Origin of the sequence: Thermococcus sp. 21S7 (assembly GCF_012027615.1) — an archaeon.
Taxonomy (GTDB): Archaea; Methanobacteriota_B; Thermococci; order Thermococcales; family Thermococcaceae; genus Thermococcus.
Genome location: NZ_SNUT01000003.1, coordinates 139891 through 155712, shown reverse-complemented (window position 1 = coordinate 155712; position 15822 = coordinate 139891). Strand labels below are relative to the sequence as shown.

The 15822-nt window shown below is 55.0% G+C and carries 17 protein-coding genes; 7 read left to right on the top strand and 10 right to left on the bottom strand.

Features of this window, described 5'->3' with window-relative positions; all coding sequences use genetic code 11:
* Nucleotides 1-9 precede the first annotated feature (9 nt).
* The gene (locus E3E51_RS06525) at nucleotides 10-786 is read right to left on the bottom strand and encodes a serine protein kinase RIO (RefSeq protein ID WP_167912432.1); all 777 of its coding nucleotides are present in this window, start codon (nucleotides 784-786) and stop codon (nucleotides 10-12) included.
* A gap of 21 nt (nucleotides 787-807) precedes the next feature.
* The gene (eif1A, locus tag E3E51_RS06520) at nucleotides 808-1173 is read right to left on the bottom strand and encodes a translation initiation factor eIF-1A (RefSeq protein ID WP_088866167.1); all 366 of its coding nucleotides are present in this window, start codon (nucleotides 1171-1173) and stop codon (nucleotides 808-810) included.
* Between the two features lie 184 nt (nucleotides 1174-1357).
* On the opposite strand from eif1A, the gene E3E51_RS06515 reads away from it, so the two are divergent.
* The 3 genes from E3E51_RS06515 to rnhB are packed head-to-tail and all read left to right on the top strand — an operon-like array spanning nucleotide 1358 to nucleotide 3667.
* Nucleotides 1358-2152 carry a metal ABC transporter ATP-binding protein gene (locus tag E3E51_RS06515; RefSeq protein ID WP_167912431.1) on the top strand — a complete coding sequence of 265 codons (795 nt, stop codon included), beginning with the start codon at nucleotides 1358-1360 and terminating at the stop codon, nucleotides 2150-2152.
* Nucleotides 2149-2970 carry a metal ABC transporter permease gene (locus E3E51_RS06510; RefSeq protein WP_167912317.1) on the top strand — a complete coding sequence of 274 codons (822 nt, stop codon included), beginning with the start codon at nucleotides 2149-2151 and terminating at the stop codon, nucleotides 2968-2970. The genes E3E51_RS06515 and E3E51_RS06510 overlap by 4 nt, the downstream gene beginning before the upstream one ends.
* A gap of 4 nt (nucleotides 2971-2974) precedes the next feature.
* Nucleotides 2975-3667 carry a ribonuclease HII gene (rnhB, locus tag E3E51_RS06505; RefSeq protein ID WP_167912316.1) on the top strand — a complete coding sequence of 231 codons (693 nt, stop codon included), beginning with the start codon at nucleotides 2975-2977 and terminating at the stop codon, nucleotides 3665-3667.
* Here rnhB and E3E51_RS06500 read toward each other — a convergent pair.
* Both E3E51_RS06500 and E3E51_RS06495 read right to left on the bottom strand, forming a co-directional pair.
* Complete coding sequence (locus tag E3E51_RS06500; protein WP_167912315.1) at nucleotides 3642-5021, bottom strand: ATP-binding protein; 1380 nt, start codon at nucleotides 5019-5021, stop codon at nucleotides 3642-3644. The genes rnhB and E3E51_RS06500 overlap by 26 nt on opposite strands.
* Before the next feature lie 42 nt (nucleotides 5022-5063).
* A complete protein-coding gene (locus tag E3E51_RS06495) occupies nucleotides 5064-6449 on the bottom strand; it encodes a dolichyl-phosphate-mannose--protein mannosyltransferase (RefSeq protein WP_167912314.1) in 1386 nt (461 codons plus the stop codon).
* Between the two features lie 58 nt (nucleotides 6450-6507).
* Between E3E51_RS06495 and E3E51_RS06490 the strand changes: the two genes are divergently transcribed.
* On the top strand, nucleotides 6508-7653 hold the full coding sequence (locus E3E51_RS06490; RefSeq protein ID WP_167912313.1) for a methyltransferase domain-containing protein: 1146 nt from the start codon (nucleotides 6508-6510) through the stop codon (nucleotides 7651-7653).
* On the opposite strand, the gene E3E51_RS06485 is transcribed toward E3E51_RS06490, so the two are convergent.
* Nucleotides 7648-7851, bottom strand: a complete 204-nt coding sequence (locus tag E3E51_RS06485) for a PCNA-inhibitor (protein WP_167912430.1) — start codon at nucleotides 7849-7851, stop codon at nucleotides 7648-7650. The genes E3E51_RS06490 and E3E51_RS06485 overlap by 6 nt on opposite strands.
* Before the next feature lie 161 nt (nucleotides 7852-8012).
* On the opposite strand from E3E51_RS06485, the gene glmS reads away from it, so the two are divergent.
* Together glmS and E3E51_RS06475 are read left to right on the top strand one after the other, a co-directional pair.
* A complete protein-coding gene (gene glmS / locus E3E51_RS06480) occupies nucleotides 8013-9821 on the top strand; it encodes a glutamine--fructose-6-phosphate transaminase (isomerizing) (protein WP_167912312.1) in 1809 nt (602 codons plus the stop codon).
* 10 nt (nucleotides 9822-9831) lie between these two features.
* Nucleotides 9832-12696: a peptide transporter gene (locus E3E51_RS06475; protein ID WP_167912311.1), complete on the top strand. Its 2865-nt coding sequence runs from the start codon at nucleotides 9832-9834 to the stop codon at nucleotides 12694-12696.
* Here E3E51_RS06475 and E3E51_RS06470 read toward each other — a convergent pair.
* Genes E3E51_RS06470 through E3E51_RS06455 form a run of 4 tightly spaced genes read right to left on the bottom strand, consistent with a single transcriptional unit; the run spans nucleotide 12693 to nucleotide 14329 of the window.
* Nucleotides 12693-13097, bottom strand: coding sequence for a ParB/RepB/Spo0J family partition protein (locus E3E51_RS06470; RefSeq protein WP_167912310.1), 405 nt, complete (start codon nucleotides 13095-13097; stop codon nucleotides 12693-12695). The genes E3E51_RS06475 and E3E51_RS06470 overlap by 4 nt on opposite strands.
* Nucleotides 13094-13765 carry a methyltransferase domain-containing protein gene (locus E3E51_RS06465; RefSeq protein WP_167912309.1) on the bottom strand — a complete coding sequence of 224 codons (672 nt, stop codon included), beginning with the start codon at nucleotides 13763-13765 and terminating at the stop codon, nucleotides 13094-13096. Before E3E51_RS06465 ends, E3E51_RS06470 begins: the two co-directional genes overlap by 4 nt.
* 1 nt (nucleotide 13766) lies before the next feature.
* On the bottom strand, nucleotides 13767-14048 hold the full coding sequence (locus E3E51_RS06460; RefSeq protein WP_167912308.1) for an MTH1187 family thiamine-binding protein: 282 nt from the start codon (nucleotides 14046-14048) through the stop codon (nucleotides 13767-13769).
* Nucleotides 14048-14329, bottom strand: a complete 282-nt coding sequence (locus tag E3E51_RS06455) for a ubiquitin-like small modifier protein 1 (protein WP_167912307.1) — start codon at nucleotides 14327-14329, stop codon at nucleotides 14048-14050. Before E3E51_RS06455 ends, E3E51_RS06460 begins: the two co-directional genes overlap by 1 nt.
* Before the next feature lie 66 nt (nucleotides 14330-14395).
* On the opposite strand from E3E51_RS06455, the gene E3E51_RS06450 reads away from it, so the two are divergent.
* Complete coding sequence (locus E3E51_RS06450; protein ID WP_167912306.1) at nucleotides 14396-15151, top strand: hypothetical protein; 756 nt, start codon at nucleotides 14396-14398, stop codon at nucleotides 15149-15151.
* Here E3E51_RS06450 and E3E51_RS06445 read toward each other — a convergent pair.
* A complete protein-coding gene (locus tag E3E51_RS06445; protein ID WP_167912429.1) occupies nucleotides 15114-15788 on the bottom strand; it encodes an adenylate kinase in 675 nt (224 codons plus the stop codon). The genes E3E51_RS06450 and E3E51_RS06445 overlap by 38 nt on opposite strands.
* Between the last annotated feature and the right edge of the window lie 34 nt (nucleotides 15789-15822).

Sequence of the window (15822 nt, the reverse complement as noted above, 5' to 3'; positions counted from 1 at the left end):
TCTCACCCTCTAAACCCCAACCAGCTCACGGAACTTGTCATCGAAATCATCAACATCGACGCCTTTCCTACCGAAGTAATTGATAACGTTGCGCAGGTCACGCTTGAGCAGTTCCAGGCTCATGCGGTTTCTCCTCACGGTCGCCTGGGACCAGTCTATAACCACCGGCCCGTCGTGGAGCAGGATGTTGTACTCGCTGAGGTCGCCGTGAACCATGTCGCCGCGCTTCCAGAGCCTCTCGATGACCCGCATCGTGAAGTCGTAGAGCTCCTCGAAGTCCCTCTTCTCAAGCTCGCGCTCCACATCCTTGAGCCTTGGGGCGGGCATTTCATCGCCCACGAACTCCATCACCAGGACGTTGTTGCGGAAGATTACCGGCTCGGGAACCCGAACCGCGTATTTAATCGCCCGCTGGAGGTTTTTAAATTCTCTCCTCGTCCACACGAAGACAAGCTTGCGCATATCCTTCGGCAGGTAGCCGATTCTGGGATCGGCGGCGAGGTACTCCCATATCCTGCGGAATTCTGTAGTGTAGGTGCGGTATATCTTAACGGCCACCCTTTCACCCTCGGCGTCCACGCCGGCGAAGACGTTGGCCTCCTTCCCCGTGCTTATTACACCGTGGAGGGCTTCTATTTTACCCCTCCTGTGCAGATAGGCGAGGGTTTCCTTCGTCGTCCTGTCAAAGACTTCGTTGGCTATCTTGTAGAGCTCGCTGTCCTTCTCGCGCCTCTCCCGGAGGCCGAGCATCCCCTCGATCTCCCGCTCGATGAGCTCCTCGCGCATCGCCATCACTCGGGATTACGCTCAGAAGAGCATATCTCCGCCGGTAAGGAAGTCCTGGCTTATCTTGCCCTTCCTGAGGAGCCAGTCAACCTGGGTTCTGGTGTAGCGGTAGACGATGTCGCCCCTCTCGTCGGTCTGAACCGGCCAGGGCTGAACGATGACCACATCGCCAACGCGCATCCACATGCGCCTCTTCAGCTTGCCCGGGATTCTGCATCTCCTAAGCTTGCCGTCCTCGCAGCGGACGTCCATCCATCCCGAGCCTAGGGCCTGTTCTATCACTCCGAAGAGCTGCCCGTTCCTTGGAAGGGGAACCCTGATGACCTCATCACCCTGAACCTGACGGTTCTTTTTCTTTCCGCTTCTTCCACCTCTGTGGTACGCCATGATAATCACCTCCAGCGAGTAGGCTCCGGCCCTTATAAACCTGAGCCTTGCAAAAATTTTCTAATGAGAGTACAGGTCTGTACTTTTAAAATTTTTGCACCACCCCGGGGTGACTACACATCTCTGTCCATTATGTGCACATGAAAGTTTAAAAACGCACCGCTTAAATTGAACTGGGATGCCCATGTCCGCGATAACCGCAGAGAACCTAACCATAACCTACGACGGAGTGCCAGCGGTGGAGGGCGTCACGTTCGAGATAGAGAGTGGTGAGACTCTACTCCTGCTCGGCCCCAACGGTGCGGGAAAGACGACCCTCATCAAGACGATAGCCTGCTTCCACAGGGAGTACTCCGGTGAGCTCAGGGTTTTTGACAGGCCGCCCTGCGAGGCGAGGGAGCTTATAGGCTACGTGCCCCAGAGCCACAACCTGAACGAAAGGGTCCCGCTCACCGCCCTTGAGGTCGTCGCCATGGGCGGCCTCTACAGGAGGGGCTTCGTTCACTTCAAAATATCCCAGGATATCCTTGGGAAAGCCGAGGAGGTTCTCAACTTCGTGGGTCTCGCCGATTCCGCAGGCAGACTATTCCGCGAACTCAGCGGCGGCCAGAAGCAGCGCGTTCTGCTCGCCCGGGCACTCATCAGCGACCCGGAGATTCTCATTCTGGACGAGCCGCTGTCCGCCCTCGATCCCAGTGCCAGGGCCGAGGTGGCCGCGGTTCTCGGCAAGATAAAAAAGGAGAGGGGCATAACCATGGTGATAACCACCCACGACATAAACCCCCTGCTGGAGGTCGGGGACAGGGTGATGCTCCTCAACAAGCGCCTGATCGCCTTCGGCAAACCCGAGGAGGTCCTTAGGGACAGCGTAATCAAGTCCGTCTACGGCCCCCTGGCGAGGGTCGTGCCGGTTGAGGACAAGCTGTTCTGCATCACCGGAGACACTCACCTCCACGGGCACGGGGGTGGGGGCAGATGATTCCGGAGTATCTGATACGGGCACTCCTGGCCAGCGTTATGGTCAGCGTCCTCCTCGGAATGCTCAGTCCGCTCATCAACACCAAGGGGCTGGCGTTCCTGACGCATGCCATTTTCCACGCCCTTCTTCTCGGTGCGGTTCTGGGGATGATATTCGGCCTCCTGCTCGACAACCTCTCACTGGTGATGCTCGTCGCCCTCATCGTCACGGTCGCCGTTGTGCTCATCATAGCCCACCTTGAGAAGCGCGGCTTCTCTCCGGATTCCGCCGTTGGGATAGTGGCGAGCTTCGTGGCGGGACTCACCGTTCTGGGATTCGGCGTTCTGTACAAGGTCATGGCGGGAAAGCCCTACTTTCCGCTCAGCGAGAGCATAATCTCGTACCTCACTGGCGAGATATTTCTGATAACCCTCAACGACCTCACCGTCCTCGTGTTCGGGGGAGCGCTCCTCTTCTTCGTCATGCTCTTTCTCTACCGCGACTTCCTCTACCTGAGCTTTGACCCCGAGGGGCTGGAGAGCTACGGCGGCAACGCCCGTGCGTACCTGATGATTCTCTACGTCCTCGTCGGCGCGATTGGAGCGCTGATAGTCCAGACCGTTGGTCTGATAACGCTCCAGGTGGTCGCAGTCCTCCCCGGGGCGATAGCCCTTATGGTGAGGAGCAACCTCCGGAAGGTCATAGGGGTCAGTCTCTTTCTGACCCTGGGGATACAGCTCTCCTCGGTAATCCTCGCGTACTTCACGGACATACCTCCGAGCGGTCTGGCAACGATAATGCTGGGCGTCATCTACGGCGCCCTTCTCTTCAGGAGGTGAAAGATTGAAGCTCGCTGGAATTGACGAGGCTGGAAGGGGGCCGGTGATAGGGCCCATGGCAATAGCGGCCGTTGTGGTGGATGAAAAAAACGTCCCCAAGCTGGAAGAGCTTGGAGTTAGAGATTCAAAAAAGCTGACGCCTAAGAAACGTGAGAAGCTCTTCGATGAGATAATTGCACTTTTAGATGATTATGTAATTCTTGAATTATGGCCGGAGGAGATAGACTCCCGCGTGGGAACCCTAAACGAGTTCGAGGTGGAGAACTTCGTTAAGGCCCTCAACTCGCTCAGGGTGAAGCCCGACGTGATATACATCGACGCCGCCGACGTGAAGGAGGCCCGCTTCGGCGAAGACATCCGGAAGGGGCTGAAGTTCGAGGCCGAGATAGTGGCGGAGCACAGGGCCGACGACAAGTTCGTGCCGGTCTCGGCGGCCTCGATAATAGCGAAGGTGACCCGCGACAGGGCGATAGAAAAGCTGAAGGAGGAGTACGGCGAGATTGGGAGCGGCTATCCCAGCGACCCGAGGACAAGGGTGTTCTTGGAGAACTACTACCGCGAACACGGTCGCTTTCCGCCGATAGTCCGACGGAGCTGGAAGACGCTGAAGAAGATAGAGGAGAAGCTGAGGGCAGAGATAGAGGCTAGGAAATCAAAGAAGAAAGGGCAGGTTAGGCTTGACGAGTTTTTGAGATAACCCCAAAGTCCACCAAGTCCCAGGCGGGATAGCCTTCAGCCCTTAACCCTTCAATCCCTTTAATTTTCCTCGCTATCAACCCGTAACTCTTCTCCCAACCATCCAGATCAACTAACTCGGCCTTCCTCTTCAAGTCCTTCAGAATTCCCCGTGCTTCCCTTTCTCTGAGCTTCTTCCACTTAACCTCAACGAACAGAGCCTTTTTCTCCTGCTCGTTAAGAGCGAGTAAGTCAATCTCCTCATTCTTGTGCCACCACCTTCCGATCTTGGTGAAGCGGAATGGAAGCCAGTCAGCCTGATTCAGTTCTATGAGAAACTCCTTTGAGACTTCTTCAAACCGCCTTGAAAAGACCCTCTGGAGGCTCTCCTTGACGTTCTTCGGGCTAAGAATTCCAAGCTCTATCTCCGTTCTGTTGGGGCGGACTATGGAAAACCACGTGAGGAGCATTGGGTCTTTAATCCTGTAAAGCCCCCGTTTTTCTTTTCTCGCAACGGGGAGCTGGCGTTCAACGAAGCCGAGGCGTATCAGCGTTTCAAGATATGGGTATATCCTCCGCCCTTCGACGCCTACGTAGGTGGCTATCTCACTCGGTCTCTCTCGACCTTCAGCTATAGCGGCAAGTATTGAGGAGTAGAACTTCAGCTCCCTTAGCTCCTGGGAAAGAATGATGTACGGCTCATCGTAGAAAAAGCCGTCGGGGGATAAAAATTCGTTCTCAACGAGCTGGTTGACGTCAGAATAGCGGGCTGCTATTGAAAGGTATGCCGGGACACCACCAATGAGCATGTAGCTCAGGAGACCGCGCTGGAAGTTATCAAAGAACCCCATGGAGTTGAACAGGTTCAGAGGTCTGAGCATGAATCCAGCGGTTCGCCTGCCGTAGAGGGGTGAAGAGTAGCTGAGCACGTCATCAACCATCATTCCCATCAGCGAACCGGAGAGAACGAGCATAACGGGTCTCCTGCTGAGTTCGTGGTCCCATGCCCTCTGGAGGGCACCCAAGATACTCTTGTCGCTTTTAATGGCATACGTAAACTCGTCGAGCACTACGAGGGTTTTTTCCTTGATTTTGGATGCAAGGTACTTGAATAGGGGATACCAATCGTTGAAGCTCAGGAAGATATCGTCCCCATAAAACTTGGCGAGTTCTTCCCTGATAACCCGTATTTGACTCTCTTTTGTGCCTTCAGTAAAAGTATGGAAGAAAGCCTTTCTTCCACGTGAGAATTCCACCAGCAGTCTCGTCTTCCCAACCCTTCTTCTGCCATAAATCACGACGAAGGAGGGAGCTCTCTCCCATTCTCTTTCGAGTATTCCCATCTCCCTCTCCCGGTCAACAAATGGACTAATCATGATTAGTACTAAACAGCCTTAGTATTTAAGTTTTTTGAGTCATCATCTCCCCAGCCTCAGCCTTATCCTGTCTTTTATCTCAAACAGCCACTCCAGGTACAGCCAGAGGGATTCGGTGAAGGCCTCCCAGCGCAGGAGTTCCCTCAGCGCAGCCCCCATGACGATGGCGGCCGGCGGGACGAGAACCGTCGCGTAGAAGCTGAACTGGGTCGTTCCCCCCAGGGCGTACTGAAGGACGAAGAAGCCAACCGTGATCCAGAAGATGCCGAAGGGGACCACCAGCTTTCCTCTCCGCCTGTGGAGCCAGGGAAGGGCCAGTATGAACAGAACCATGCTGAGGAGCAGGAACGGGTCTGTCTGGGCGTAGATATCGGGCCGGTAGTGGAATGGGAAGGCCTTGTGGTTTACGAACCACTCCCAAACAGGCGATGCCGCGGGATGGCCCCCCTTGTTCGAGAGGTGCCAGCGGAAGCTGCTCAAAAAGTCGTTTAACCACGTCCTGAAACCCACCACCATTATGCCGGGCACGTTGGAGATGAGAAATCCAATTCCCGGCAGGATAACGGTCGAGAGGAGGAATCTCCCGAATTTCTGTTCCTTTCTCAGGGCTTGTGTCAATAAGATTGGATAAGCGAAGGCGCCGCTGAGCTTGGCGGCGGCCGCCAGGCCAACGGCGAATCCCGCGGCTTCCCTTTTCTCGTAGATCATCAGCGCCGTGAACAGTGCCACGAAGAGGGCCACGTGTATGTCCAGCATGGCCGTTACGGCGGTTGCCTCAAGGGTTGGGTCAGCAACGGCGAAGAGGAGGGCTATGAACGCCGCGAGGTAGCTGCCGCTTACTCTGTACGTGGCAATGACCACGAGGATGCCTATCAGGACGAAGGCAACTATCCCGGGCAGGCGCCAGTTTATCGGTTTATCTTCAGCAAGCATGCCGAGCATTATAAGGTCCTTCCCAAGGAAGGGGTGCTCGGTGTTGAGGTAGTTCTGGATGTTCTCCTTATCGGGATACCTGTAGCCCGGAACGACGTAGTAGGCATCCGCCGGTATTTCTCCGGACAGGGCGTTGAGGAAGCCCTCCACGTTGTCCACCGGTATCTCAAAGTAAACTCCCGGAAACTTGAGGTACTCCATCTCATGGGTTGCATTGTAACGGAGGGCTATCCTTTCGACATCGTACTGGTATTTTACCCGAACGCTCGTGTTTGAGAAGATGACGTTTATTCCGGCCGCGTTAGTCGTTTCGTTCACGTAGTGAAGAGTAACATCCAGCCTGTGGAGAACGTTCCTGCTCGCGGGCACGTACCAGACTTCGTCTCCGATGTAGTCCCTGAGGTCGGAGCGGGAGGCGAAATCGTAGAGATACCAGAATGAACCGATTAATATAACCGCCGAAACCAAGATGAAGAGAACCTTTATCCGGTCCATTTTATCACCGGGTAGATTAGCGCGGCAACGTTTTTAAGCCTCTCCCCAAGGTTGGAACATGATGATAACCGAGGAGCAGGTTCAACTCGCGGTGGACATGATACGGAGGGGCCTCGACGAGAGGAAGCTCCGCGCCAAGCTCGGTGATGACTGGAAGCTGATAGCGGAGATAGCGAGGGCCAGGATAAGGGCAAAGGACAAGTTCTCCCGGAGCGACCTCTGGATGGATCTGGAAGGCCTCCGCTACGCCACCCACGAGGTCGTGGCCAGGTATCGCGCCGAGCGCCTGGGAGAATTCGGAGTCACGAGCATAGCCGACGTCTCCTGCGGAATCGGAATTCAGCTGATCTTCTACGCGATGAAGGTCGAGAAAGCTTATGGAATCGACATCGACCCCCTGAAGGTGGAGTTCGCACGGAGGAACGCCGAGCGCTACGGTGCCCACAACATCGAGTTCATAAACGCCGATTCACTCGACGGGGATACAATCGAGAGGGTAGACGCCGAGGTGGTATTCTCCGACCCCGCGAGACCTCCTGAGATGCCCGAGAGAAGGCTGGAAGACCTCCTGCCAAGCCCGCTGGAGGTGTACCGGGCGTACAAATCCAAAACGGATGCGTTCATCTTTGACCTGCCGCCCCAGATGAGGCGCGAGAGGGTTCCCTGGAGGGGGGAGTTCGAGTACATCGACCTCTTCGGCGCACTCAACAGGCTGACCTTCTACACTGAACCCCTAGTGAAGGCCGAGAGGAGCGCCGTTATCCTGCCGGCGGGGGTGAGGCTTGAGAGCGACCCGAATCTGGAGAGGATAGTTGAGTGGGCGGAAAAGCCGGGCCGGTACCTCTACGAGATTCCCCAGAGCGTTGATTATGCCGATTTGATAAACGAGCTGTTCCATGTATTGGATGCGGATGCAAAGATGCTCCTCCGGGAGAAGCGGCGCGTTCTGGCGACCGGCAACGAGGAAATCAGAAGTCCCTACCTCAAGAGAACCTATGCCGTTGTAGGCGTCCTGCCCTTCCATCCGGTCAGGATAAACGACTTTCTCAGAAAGGAGGGCTTTGGAAGGGCGACTCTCAGGATAAGCGTGCCGGAGGGAGAGTACTGGAAGGTTCGGAAGAGGATAGAAGCGAATCTGCGGGGCGATAGAAGGGCATTCGTCTTTCAGTTCGGAACGAAGGCGATAATAGCGGAGGGCCTATAGCTCCTCTATTTTGGCGTTCCTTATCTTCTTTGACCCTATGCGGAGCCGCTTGAAGTAATTCACGTGCTCCTCCGGGAGAAAAGACTCCAGGCTGGTTGATTTCAGGCGTTTCCTTTTTCCTCTCTCCCCGCCGTCCTCCGTGTCCCCTGGGGTCTTCTGTGAGGCCGCCTCAAGGAACTCGTCGAGCTTTCTGTTCATCAGCACACCCAGATTAGATAGACTGCAGGGTATAAAGGCTTTTCCTCCCATAGAGGGTTGAACCAGAGGCTATATGAACCCACCCAAAAACCGGAATTGAGAAACGCTTTTAACTTCCGGCATTTATTTAGGGAAAGAGTAAGCGAGGCGGGTGGAAGGTAATGTGCGGTATAATCGGATACATCGGGGACAGGCCGGCCTGCGAGGTTATCGTTAAAGGCCTGAAAAGGCTCGAATATAGGGGGTACGATTCGGCCGGAATCGTCACCGCTGAGAGCGGACGGCTTCACATAAGGAAGGGTGCCGGAAGGATAGACGAACTCGCTGAAAAGCTCGGCTTTCTCAAAATGCCCGGCAAAAGGGGAATCGGACACACCCGCTGGGCCACCCACGGGATTCCGAACGACGTTAACGCTCATCCCCAAAGGGACTGCACAGGTAAGATTGCCCTCGTTCACAACGGTATAATCGAGAACTACCGCGAGCTTCGGGAGGAACTCCTCAAACGGGGCCATCGCTTTGACAGCGACACGGACACCGAAGTTATAGCACATCTCATCGAAGAGGAGCTTAAATCCGGGGGGAGCTTTGAGGATGCCATGAGGAGGGCACTCCTCCGGCTCAAAGGTTCCTTTGCGCTCGGCATAATATACGCCGAAGAGCCGGACAGGTTGTACTTCGTGAGAAACGAGAGCCCCCTCGTCCTTGGAGTTGGGGACGGGGAGAACTTCGCCGCCAGCGACGTCCCGGCCTTCCTTGAGTACACGAACCGCGTCGTGTTTCTGGACGACAGGGAGTACGCGGTCCTCACGAGGGACTCGTGGATCGTCAAGAACCTTGACACGGGAGAGGCCGTCGAAAAACCCGTCCATGAGATAGGATGGACCCTTGAGATGGCTGAGAAGGGAGGTTACCCTCACTTCATGCTCAAGGAGATACACGAACAGCCCGGGGCCATAAGGGACGCCATACACGGCAACGCCGGAACTATACGCTCGGTGGCGGAGGAGATAGCCAAATACGACAGGATATTCATTGTGGCGATGGGAACCTCGTATCACGCTGGTTTGGTGGGCAAGTACCTCTTCCAGAGACTGGCCAGGAGGGTTCCCATAGTTGAGGATGCGAGCGAGTTCCGCTACGAGCTTGAGGATCTTATAGACGAGAACACCCTGGTTATAGCCATAACCCAGAGCGGAGAAACCGCCGATACCCTCGCGGCCATGAAGCTGGCCAAGAAGCGGGGGGCAAAGGTTCTCGCGATAGTCAACGTTGTTGGGAGCATGGCGACCAGAATAGCTGACCTCACCCTATACACCCACGCCGGCCCGGAGATCGGCGTCGCCGCGACCAAGACGTACACAACCCAGCTCACTGTTCTCACCATGCTCGCCATCGAGCTAGCGAGGGTTCTTGGAACCGCCGATCAGGGATACCTTGAGGAACTGGAGATGGGACTCAAAGCCGTTCCTGAACTCGTGGAGAGCGTTCTTAAGCATGAGACATCGCTGAGAGAGCTGGCCGAGGGGCTTAAAAACAAGAGGGACTTCTTCTACATCGGCAGGGGGATAAGCGTCCCAACCGCCCTTGAGGGGGCGCTCAAGCTCAAGGAAATAAGTTACATACACGCTGAGGGTCTGAGCGCCGGAGAACTGAAGCACGGGCCCCTGGCACTTCTTGAGGATGGAGTCCCGGTGGTGGCCATAGCCCCGAGCGGAAAGACATTCGACAAGGTCCTCTCGAACATCGAGGAGTCCAGAGCCAGGGGGGCGTACATAATAAGCGTTGGGGATCAAACAGCGTTGATGAGGGTCTCGGACGTTTTCATTGAAATGCCCGGGATGGATGAACTCCTCACGCCGATAGTTTACGTTGTTCCCCTCCAGATACTTGCGTATCACCTTGCGGTCTTACGGGGCAACGACCCCGACAAGCCGAGGAATCTGGCCAAGTCAGTTACCGTTGAATGAGGTGGTTTGGATGGTAAAAACGAAAGTTAAGGAGAAACGAAAGAAGAAGGGGGAAAAAACTTCCCTTCCGGAGTACTACCAGAAGTTCAAGGCCTACGGTCTCCCGCTGATAGTCCTCATACTGGCCTACGTGGGCTTCAGGATAAGGAACGTCACGTCCAACTACAAGACCTTCCTCGACCCGGATACCTTCTTCCACTACGAGATGTATAAGATAGCCATTCACGAGTGGATTCCCAAGTACTTCGCCTACGCAGAGCCCCCAACGGGAATAAAAACGGGCGGCTATCTTGGTCTGTACACAATCCAGGCTATGTTCTACAAAATCGTCTCGGTATTCGGCTACGATCAGCTGGGAGCGTTCAAGCTCTGGCCGCCCTTCGTCGGAGCGATGACCATCATAGGGGTGTATCTCCTCGGACGAAAGCTTCACTCCAACTGGGCGGGCCTCTGGGCGGCAGCGTTCATGATGTTTTCCTACGCCAACTTCAGCAAGACATACTCCGGCAACAACCGTGGTGAAGGGCCGTTCATGATGTTCTTCCTCTACGCGGTGTTCATCCTCATGGTCTACCTCGATGAGAGGGAGTGGAACCTGAAGAAGATACTCTCCGGAGTCCTGTTCCTGCTGCTGAGCGTCCTGTACATGGCGGCGTGGACTGGAAGCCAGTTTGGTCTTGGGATTATGCTGCTCTTCGCGGGTGTCACGACAGTGGTGTTCTTTATTTTCGGTATGATGGACGCCCTGAAGAGATTTGTGAGGGACTTCTATCCAATCTACGGCCTCTCACTCCTCATTGGGCTTGCATTTTCCCGCACGGGCCTTATAGGGATAAGAAGCTTCATAATCTTCTCCATCGAGGGGCTCGTCGCTCTCGGTGTCCTCGCGGGCATAATGCTCTACGGGGAACGGGCCGGTCTCAACTATTCGGATAAGAAGCACAGATTTGGCACTGTTGCGGTTATCGCAGTCCTGGGAGTTCTGGCATTCTACGGCTACTTCGGAAGAGACCTCCTAAAGTTCCTCGGCGGTGCCACCCAGTCAAACCCGCTCTACCAGACGGTCGCAGAGCTTGCAAAAACCGACTGGAACACCATAAAGGCCTACTACAGCATCAAGACCAATGACGCCATAATCTTCATCCTCTCCATAGTGGGGTTCATCATAGTCGCCGCGAGGTTCGTGAGGAAGCTCGCCAAAAACGACCTGACCGGTCACAAGGAGATATTCCTCGTGGCCTACTACGCCGGCTCCCTCTACCTGCTCCTGCTTGCGGTTCGCTTCATGTTCCAGGCTTCGGGAGCAATACTCCTGCTGGCGGGAGTTGCCATAGGTGAGGCCTTCCTCTTTGTTGAAAACATGAAGGAGAGCGTGACGACCAAGGCGCTCTACGCCGTTCTCTTGGTGCTTCTCTTCCTGCCGCTGCCCCTCATCGGTGCCCAGCATATGGAGGACATCGCCAAGAACACCGCCAGAGCTAAGGGCTCCGTTCCCGCGGACTGGATGGACACTCTTAAATGGCTCGGGGAGAACAGCAATCCCCTCGACAGTGCCACTAGCTGGTGGGACTACGGCTACTGGATTGAGTCCAGCCTGCTCAGCCACAGGCGTTCCGCGACGGACGGTGGTCACGCCTACGACAGACGCTACATCGTGGCTGACTTCTTCTCCCACTACGGTGGTGAGAGCGAGCAGGATTTTGAGGCCTGGGAGCTGAACTACCTCATAGTCTGGCAGCAGGACATCTACAAGTTCAACGCCATAAGCTACCTCGGTGGTGCAATAACCTATGGTGAATACCGGAAGAACCCGATGTTCCAGGTCATTCCGGCCCAGTACATACAGTATGCCAACGAGAGTGGAAAGACCGTGGTGTACATAAACACTGGAAAGTACGCCTACCAGCCGGTTTTCACAATAGACCTGGCCAGGGGAATGATTGTGCGTGGGAAGGGGGATATACCCTACGTTCTATATGTCTTCCAGGGCTATGGTATCCTTGCCTATCAGAAGATAGCCTTTAGCAACTTTGTGAGGCTGGCGTTCCAGATACCGTTCTCATTTGAAACAGATGGAGCCCAGAAACTCTTTGCAAACTTTAAACTGGTTCACAACAAGGGCGGCGTTTCGACCTATGAATTCAGACCCTTCGCGGTTTACAGGATAGAGAGATTCAATAACGGAACGTGGGCACCGGTGTACAGTACACTTGGCGGTGGAAAGCTCCCGCTCGGAGATCAGAAGCTGAGGCTGTGGATATCCGCCTTCGGAAGGGACGTCAAGAACGCCACTCTCATCTTCGAGGCGTACAACGGCAGCGTGCTTGTAAAGAGGGAGATACTGGCCGAGGGCATCAACATGAACCACCTCAACGAGACCCCGCTCGATGTAAACCTGACGGTACCCAACGCCACCAGGTATCGCTTCGTGCTGGTTCAGGACGGCCCGGTGGGTGTGCTCAACGGCCCGGTCTACGTCAACGGAAATGATGTCAACCCAATCTACGTCCTCGGCGAAGGACGAAACGGGGAGCTGAAGCTCACCGCCGCGTTCAGGGAGGAGCGTACGGTCGACCTGTACCTCAGGGCGAGCATCGTCTACTACGTCGCACCCAACGGTAAGGACATCTACCAGGAGAAGTTCTACCTCGACCCGCACCAGGACATCATAACGTACGTGCCGGTCAAGAGTGGAATACACGTTGCCGCGGGGGACAACGAGATAACCGCCCAGGCATCAATGCCCGAGGGAGTCTTTGAGGGCTACATCCAGAAGCTCTACCAGAAGTACGGTAAGGACAAGGTTGTCGTGGTCAAGAAGAGGGTGGAGCCAATCTTCATCACAAAGAAGGAGTACGTGGTGTGGGAGGGTTAATCCCTCACTATTTTCAGATTTTCAAGCCTTTTTAATCCCTCTTTTTCTGCCGTTTTGATGACGCCCGGCACGAGCCTCTCCCTGGGCCGGATTAGAATCGCCTCAACGCTCTCAAAGCCAAGTTTTTTCAGAGCAAATGCCCTGTGGTGGCCGTCTATGAGGTAGTACTTATTTCCGTAGGGTACGGCTATGACCGGCGCGTCGTAGCCGTGCTTTATCTCCTGGAGAACCACAAGGAGCTTAACCTCGCTCAGTGCAGCCTGGGTCGGTACGATGTCATCCAGGGGGATAAACGCCGACTCAAGTTCAAATTCAATGCCGTATATGGCCTCGTACTCCCGTTTTATCCTCCCGGCCCGCTTCCACGCCTCCTCCCGGGTTATCAGCCTTATCCTCTTCAAGGCTTCACTCCCCGGACGGCTATGAAGGCGGCCAGGCTCCTGCAGTGCCTGTGGAACTTCCGGTCAAGCCCCTCGGCCAGACCGAGGAAGGGCCAGAAGGACGGGAAGTATATCACCCCGGCGCTCTCCACGTCAACGAATCCCGCGTTCCTGAGCAGGCTCTCAAGCTCGGCGGGAGTGTAAAAGCGGGCGTATCTGTAAGCGGTCTCCACGAACAGGCTCTTCAGCCTTTTGAAGAGGAACCACGCGCTCCGTCCGTTCATAGTGGCTATGAGAACCTCGCCGCCCGGTTTCAGGACGCGGTTTATCTCGGCCACTACCCTCTCAGGCTCGTGGATGAACTCGAACATCGTGACGCTCAAAACCAGATCAAAGCTCCCGTCCGGAAACGGCAGGCTGTAGGCGTCCCCTTTTATACATTCCACGCCCTTCTTCCGTGCCACTTTGAGCATGCCCTCGCTGGCGTCCAGTCCAATCACGTCGAAGCCTCTCCTCTTCAGCTCAAGGGTGTAGTCGCCCGTTCCACAGCCCAGGTCGAGCGCCCTTCCAGACTTTGACCGCAGCATTGAGAAGACGAGCCACTTCTCGATTCTGTCAACGTAGCTACCCGTCTTCGTTCTGTACCACTCGTCGTACCTGCAGGCTATCCTGTCGAAGTACTCGGCCATCTCAAACCCTCATCTTGCCCTCTATCGTCAGGGGCTTGTCGGTTCTGTCGTCTATCCTCAGACTTATAACGACCCTCTCGGCTCCTGCTCTGAATATGGCCTCGTGACAGGCCTTCACAAGGTCGAGGATTTCCTCCACCGAGCCCTCAACGACCGTACCCATCGGGCAGAGCTTGTACTTGAGGCCGCTCGCCCTGATGACCTCCAGCACGGGCTCCAGGTACCTCCCCACGCTCGGCGTTTCCGTCCCCAGTGGGAACAGGCACAGCTCTGCAACCGCCATCATCCTCCCCCCGCGGGTGGGAATATGTGCACTTCGTCGTCCTCTCGGAGCTCCGTGTCCAGCCCGTTCAGGTGGAGAACGTTGTGGCCGTTGACCAGTATCATGCCGTCAACGGGCTTTCCCTCGTCAACGCGCCCCGTTTCAAGGAGTTGCTTTCTAATCTCCGGGCTGTAGTGTTCCGAGAGATACTCAATGAGCTCGCGCACGGTTTTTACACCGTGAACCTCCACCTCCTTCCTTCCGACCAGCTCTCTAAACGTGGCGTAGAATTTGATCCTCATGGAACCACCGGGTACCTCTGTATGGAAAACCCTTAAAGTGATTTCGTCGTATTTAGTAGCGGAGTGTTGGAATTGCTGACCGTCAATCCGCCGGAGTACTACCCAATCATTGACAAACTGTTCGCGGGGAGAATTAAGGAGGCCGTTGAGGCCTTCGGGGCCTCGCTGGAGGAGCTTATCGTCTTCGTCCAGCCAGAGGGCAGGGTTCTGAACCTCATATTCTTTCTAAAGGTGAGGGGGCTCCAGAGGTTCCTTTCTATGGATGCCGACCCCTTCGTCTACGGTCTCCTTGAGAAACTTGCCTCCGACGCCACGGAAACCTTCGGAAAGGTATACGGAGTCAAATTCGCAATATCCGGCTTTAGGGTAGTGGATGAGCATCCTCAGGAGGGACACCCTGAGAGGGCCGCCAAGCTCATAGTCAGCGGCCCCGATGATATGAAGGACGTCCTTGAACGCCTTGGGAAGGGGCTCATGATAACCCTGAGGGAATGGAACGTTGATTTTTCTTTCATGGCCATCAACGTTACGGGGGAGAGGATACCCAGGATACGGGTTGTCCTTAGAACCGGGGACATCCTTCCGGAAAATGAGAAAGAAAACCTCTGTGAGCAGCTATCCAGGAAAACAAGGCTCTACATGAAAACATTGACCAAGAAACTCCTTCCCGTCGAGGTTAGAATCATTGGTCCCGAAGATAAAGTCATTTCCATGGTGATGAAGAGGATGGGGAAGATAGAAAAGGACGTTGAGGAGCTTGCTAAAAGAAAGGAGGTAAGAGAACTCATGGAACTCCTTGGAAAGGACTCTCCCGGCTCCTGATGTAATCCAGGAGCGGCTGTATTCTCTTCCACACTTCCTCTATGAAGCCACTTCCGTCCACTCTCACGTATATTCCCTTTCCCCTGTAGAACTTTATTATCGGTTCCATGTTCTTCATGTAGATGTTGTATCTGCGCTCGACAATGTCCGGCATGTCGTCTTTTCTTTGAATTAGAAGAGCACCGCAGACATCGCACCTCTCTCCCCGCTTGGGGGGATTGAATTTGATGTGATAGACCGTACCGCAGTTGGGACATATTCTCCTTCCAGAGATTCTTTCGACGCTGGTTTCGAGGTCGATGAATATCTCCATTGCGAGGTCGAGTTTAATGCCGTGGTCGTACAGGTAGTTCTCCAAGGTTATCACCTGTTCGGGGGTTCGTGGATACCCGTCCAGAATGAAGTTTTCTCTCTGTCTCCTGAGCTTTGAGATTATCAGAGTGTTAACGATGGTGTCGGGAATCAGCTCACCTCTTGATAGGTACCCCTCCATCTCAATGCCGATCGTGCTTTTTCTTCTTATTTCCTCCCTGATTATATCGCCTGAGGAGATATAGTTCAGACCGTAGCGTTCGACTATCCTTCTGGCGTGGGTGCTCTTTCCGCTTCCGGGGGGTCCAAACAGGAGTATGTTCACGGGCATCACCGATAACGTTTCTCCCTTTCCCCTG

Excerpts from the sequence above, each read along its gene's own strand:
- E3E51_RS06525 (WP_167912432.1), bottom strand. The coding sequence starts at position 786 with ATGCGCGAGGAGCTCATCGAGCGGGAGATCGAGGGGATGCTCGGCCTC.
- eif1A (WP_088866167.1), bottom strand. The coding sequence starts at position 1,173 with ATGGCGTACCACAGAGGTGGAAGAAGCGGAAAGAAAAAGAACCGTCAG.
- E3E51_RS06515 (WP_167912431.1), top strand. The coding sequence starts at position 1,358 with ATGTCCGCGATAACCGCAGAGAACCTAACCATAACCTACGACGGAGTG.
- E3E51_RS06510 (WP_167912317.1), top strand. The coding sequence starts at position 2,149 with ATGATTCCGGAGTATCTGATACGGGCACTCCTGGCCAGCGTTATGGTC.
- E3E51_RS06500 (WP_167912315.1), bottom strand. The coding sequence starts at position 5,021 with ATGATTAGTCCATTTGTTGACCGGGAGAGGGAGATGGGAATACTCGAA.
- E3E51_RS06495 (WP_167912314.1), bottom strand. The coding sequence starts at position 6,449 with ATGGACCGGATAAAGGTTCTCTTCATCTTGGTTTCGGCGGTTATATTA.
- E3E51_RS06490 (WP_167912313.1), top strand. The coding sequence starts at position 6,508 with ATGATGATAACCGAGGAGCAGGTTCAACTCGCGGTGGACATGATACGG.
- E3E51_RS06485 (WP_167912430.1), bottom strand. The coding sequence starts at position 7,851 with ATGAACAGAAAGCTCGACGAGTTCCTTGAGGCGGCCTCACAGAAGACC.
- glmS (WP_167912312.1), top strand. The coding sequence starts at position 8,013 with ATGTGCGGTATAATCGGATACATCGGGGACAGGCCGGCCTGCGAGGTT.
- E3E51_RS06475 (WP_167912311.1), top strand. The coding sequence starts at position 9,832 with ATGGTAAAAACGAAAGTTAAGGAGAAACGAAAGAAGAAGGGGGAAAAA.
- E3E51_RS06465 (WP_167912309.1), bottom strand. The coding sequence starts at position 13,765 with ATGGCCGAGTACTTCGACAGGATAGCCTGCAGGTACGACGAGTGGTAC.
- E3E51_RS06460 (WP_167912308.1), bottom strand. The coding sequence starts at position 14,048 with ATGGCGGTTGCAGAGCTGTGCCTGTTCCCACTGGGGACGGAAACGCCG.
- E3E51_RS06455 (WP_167912307.1), bottom strand. The coding sequence starts at position 14,329 with ATGAGGATCAAATTCTACGCCACGTTTAGAGAGCTGGTCGGAAGGAAG.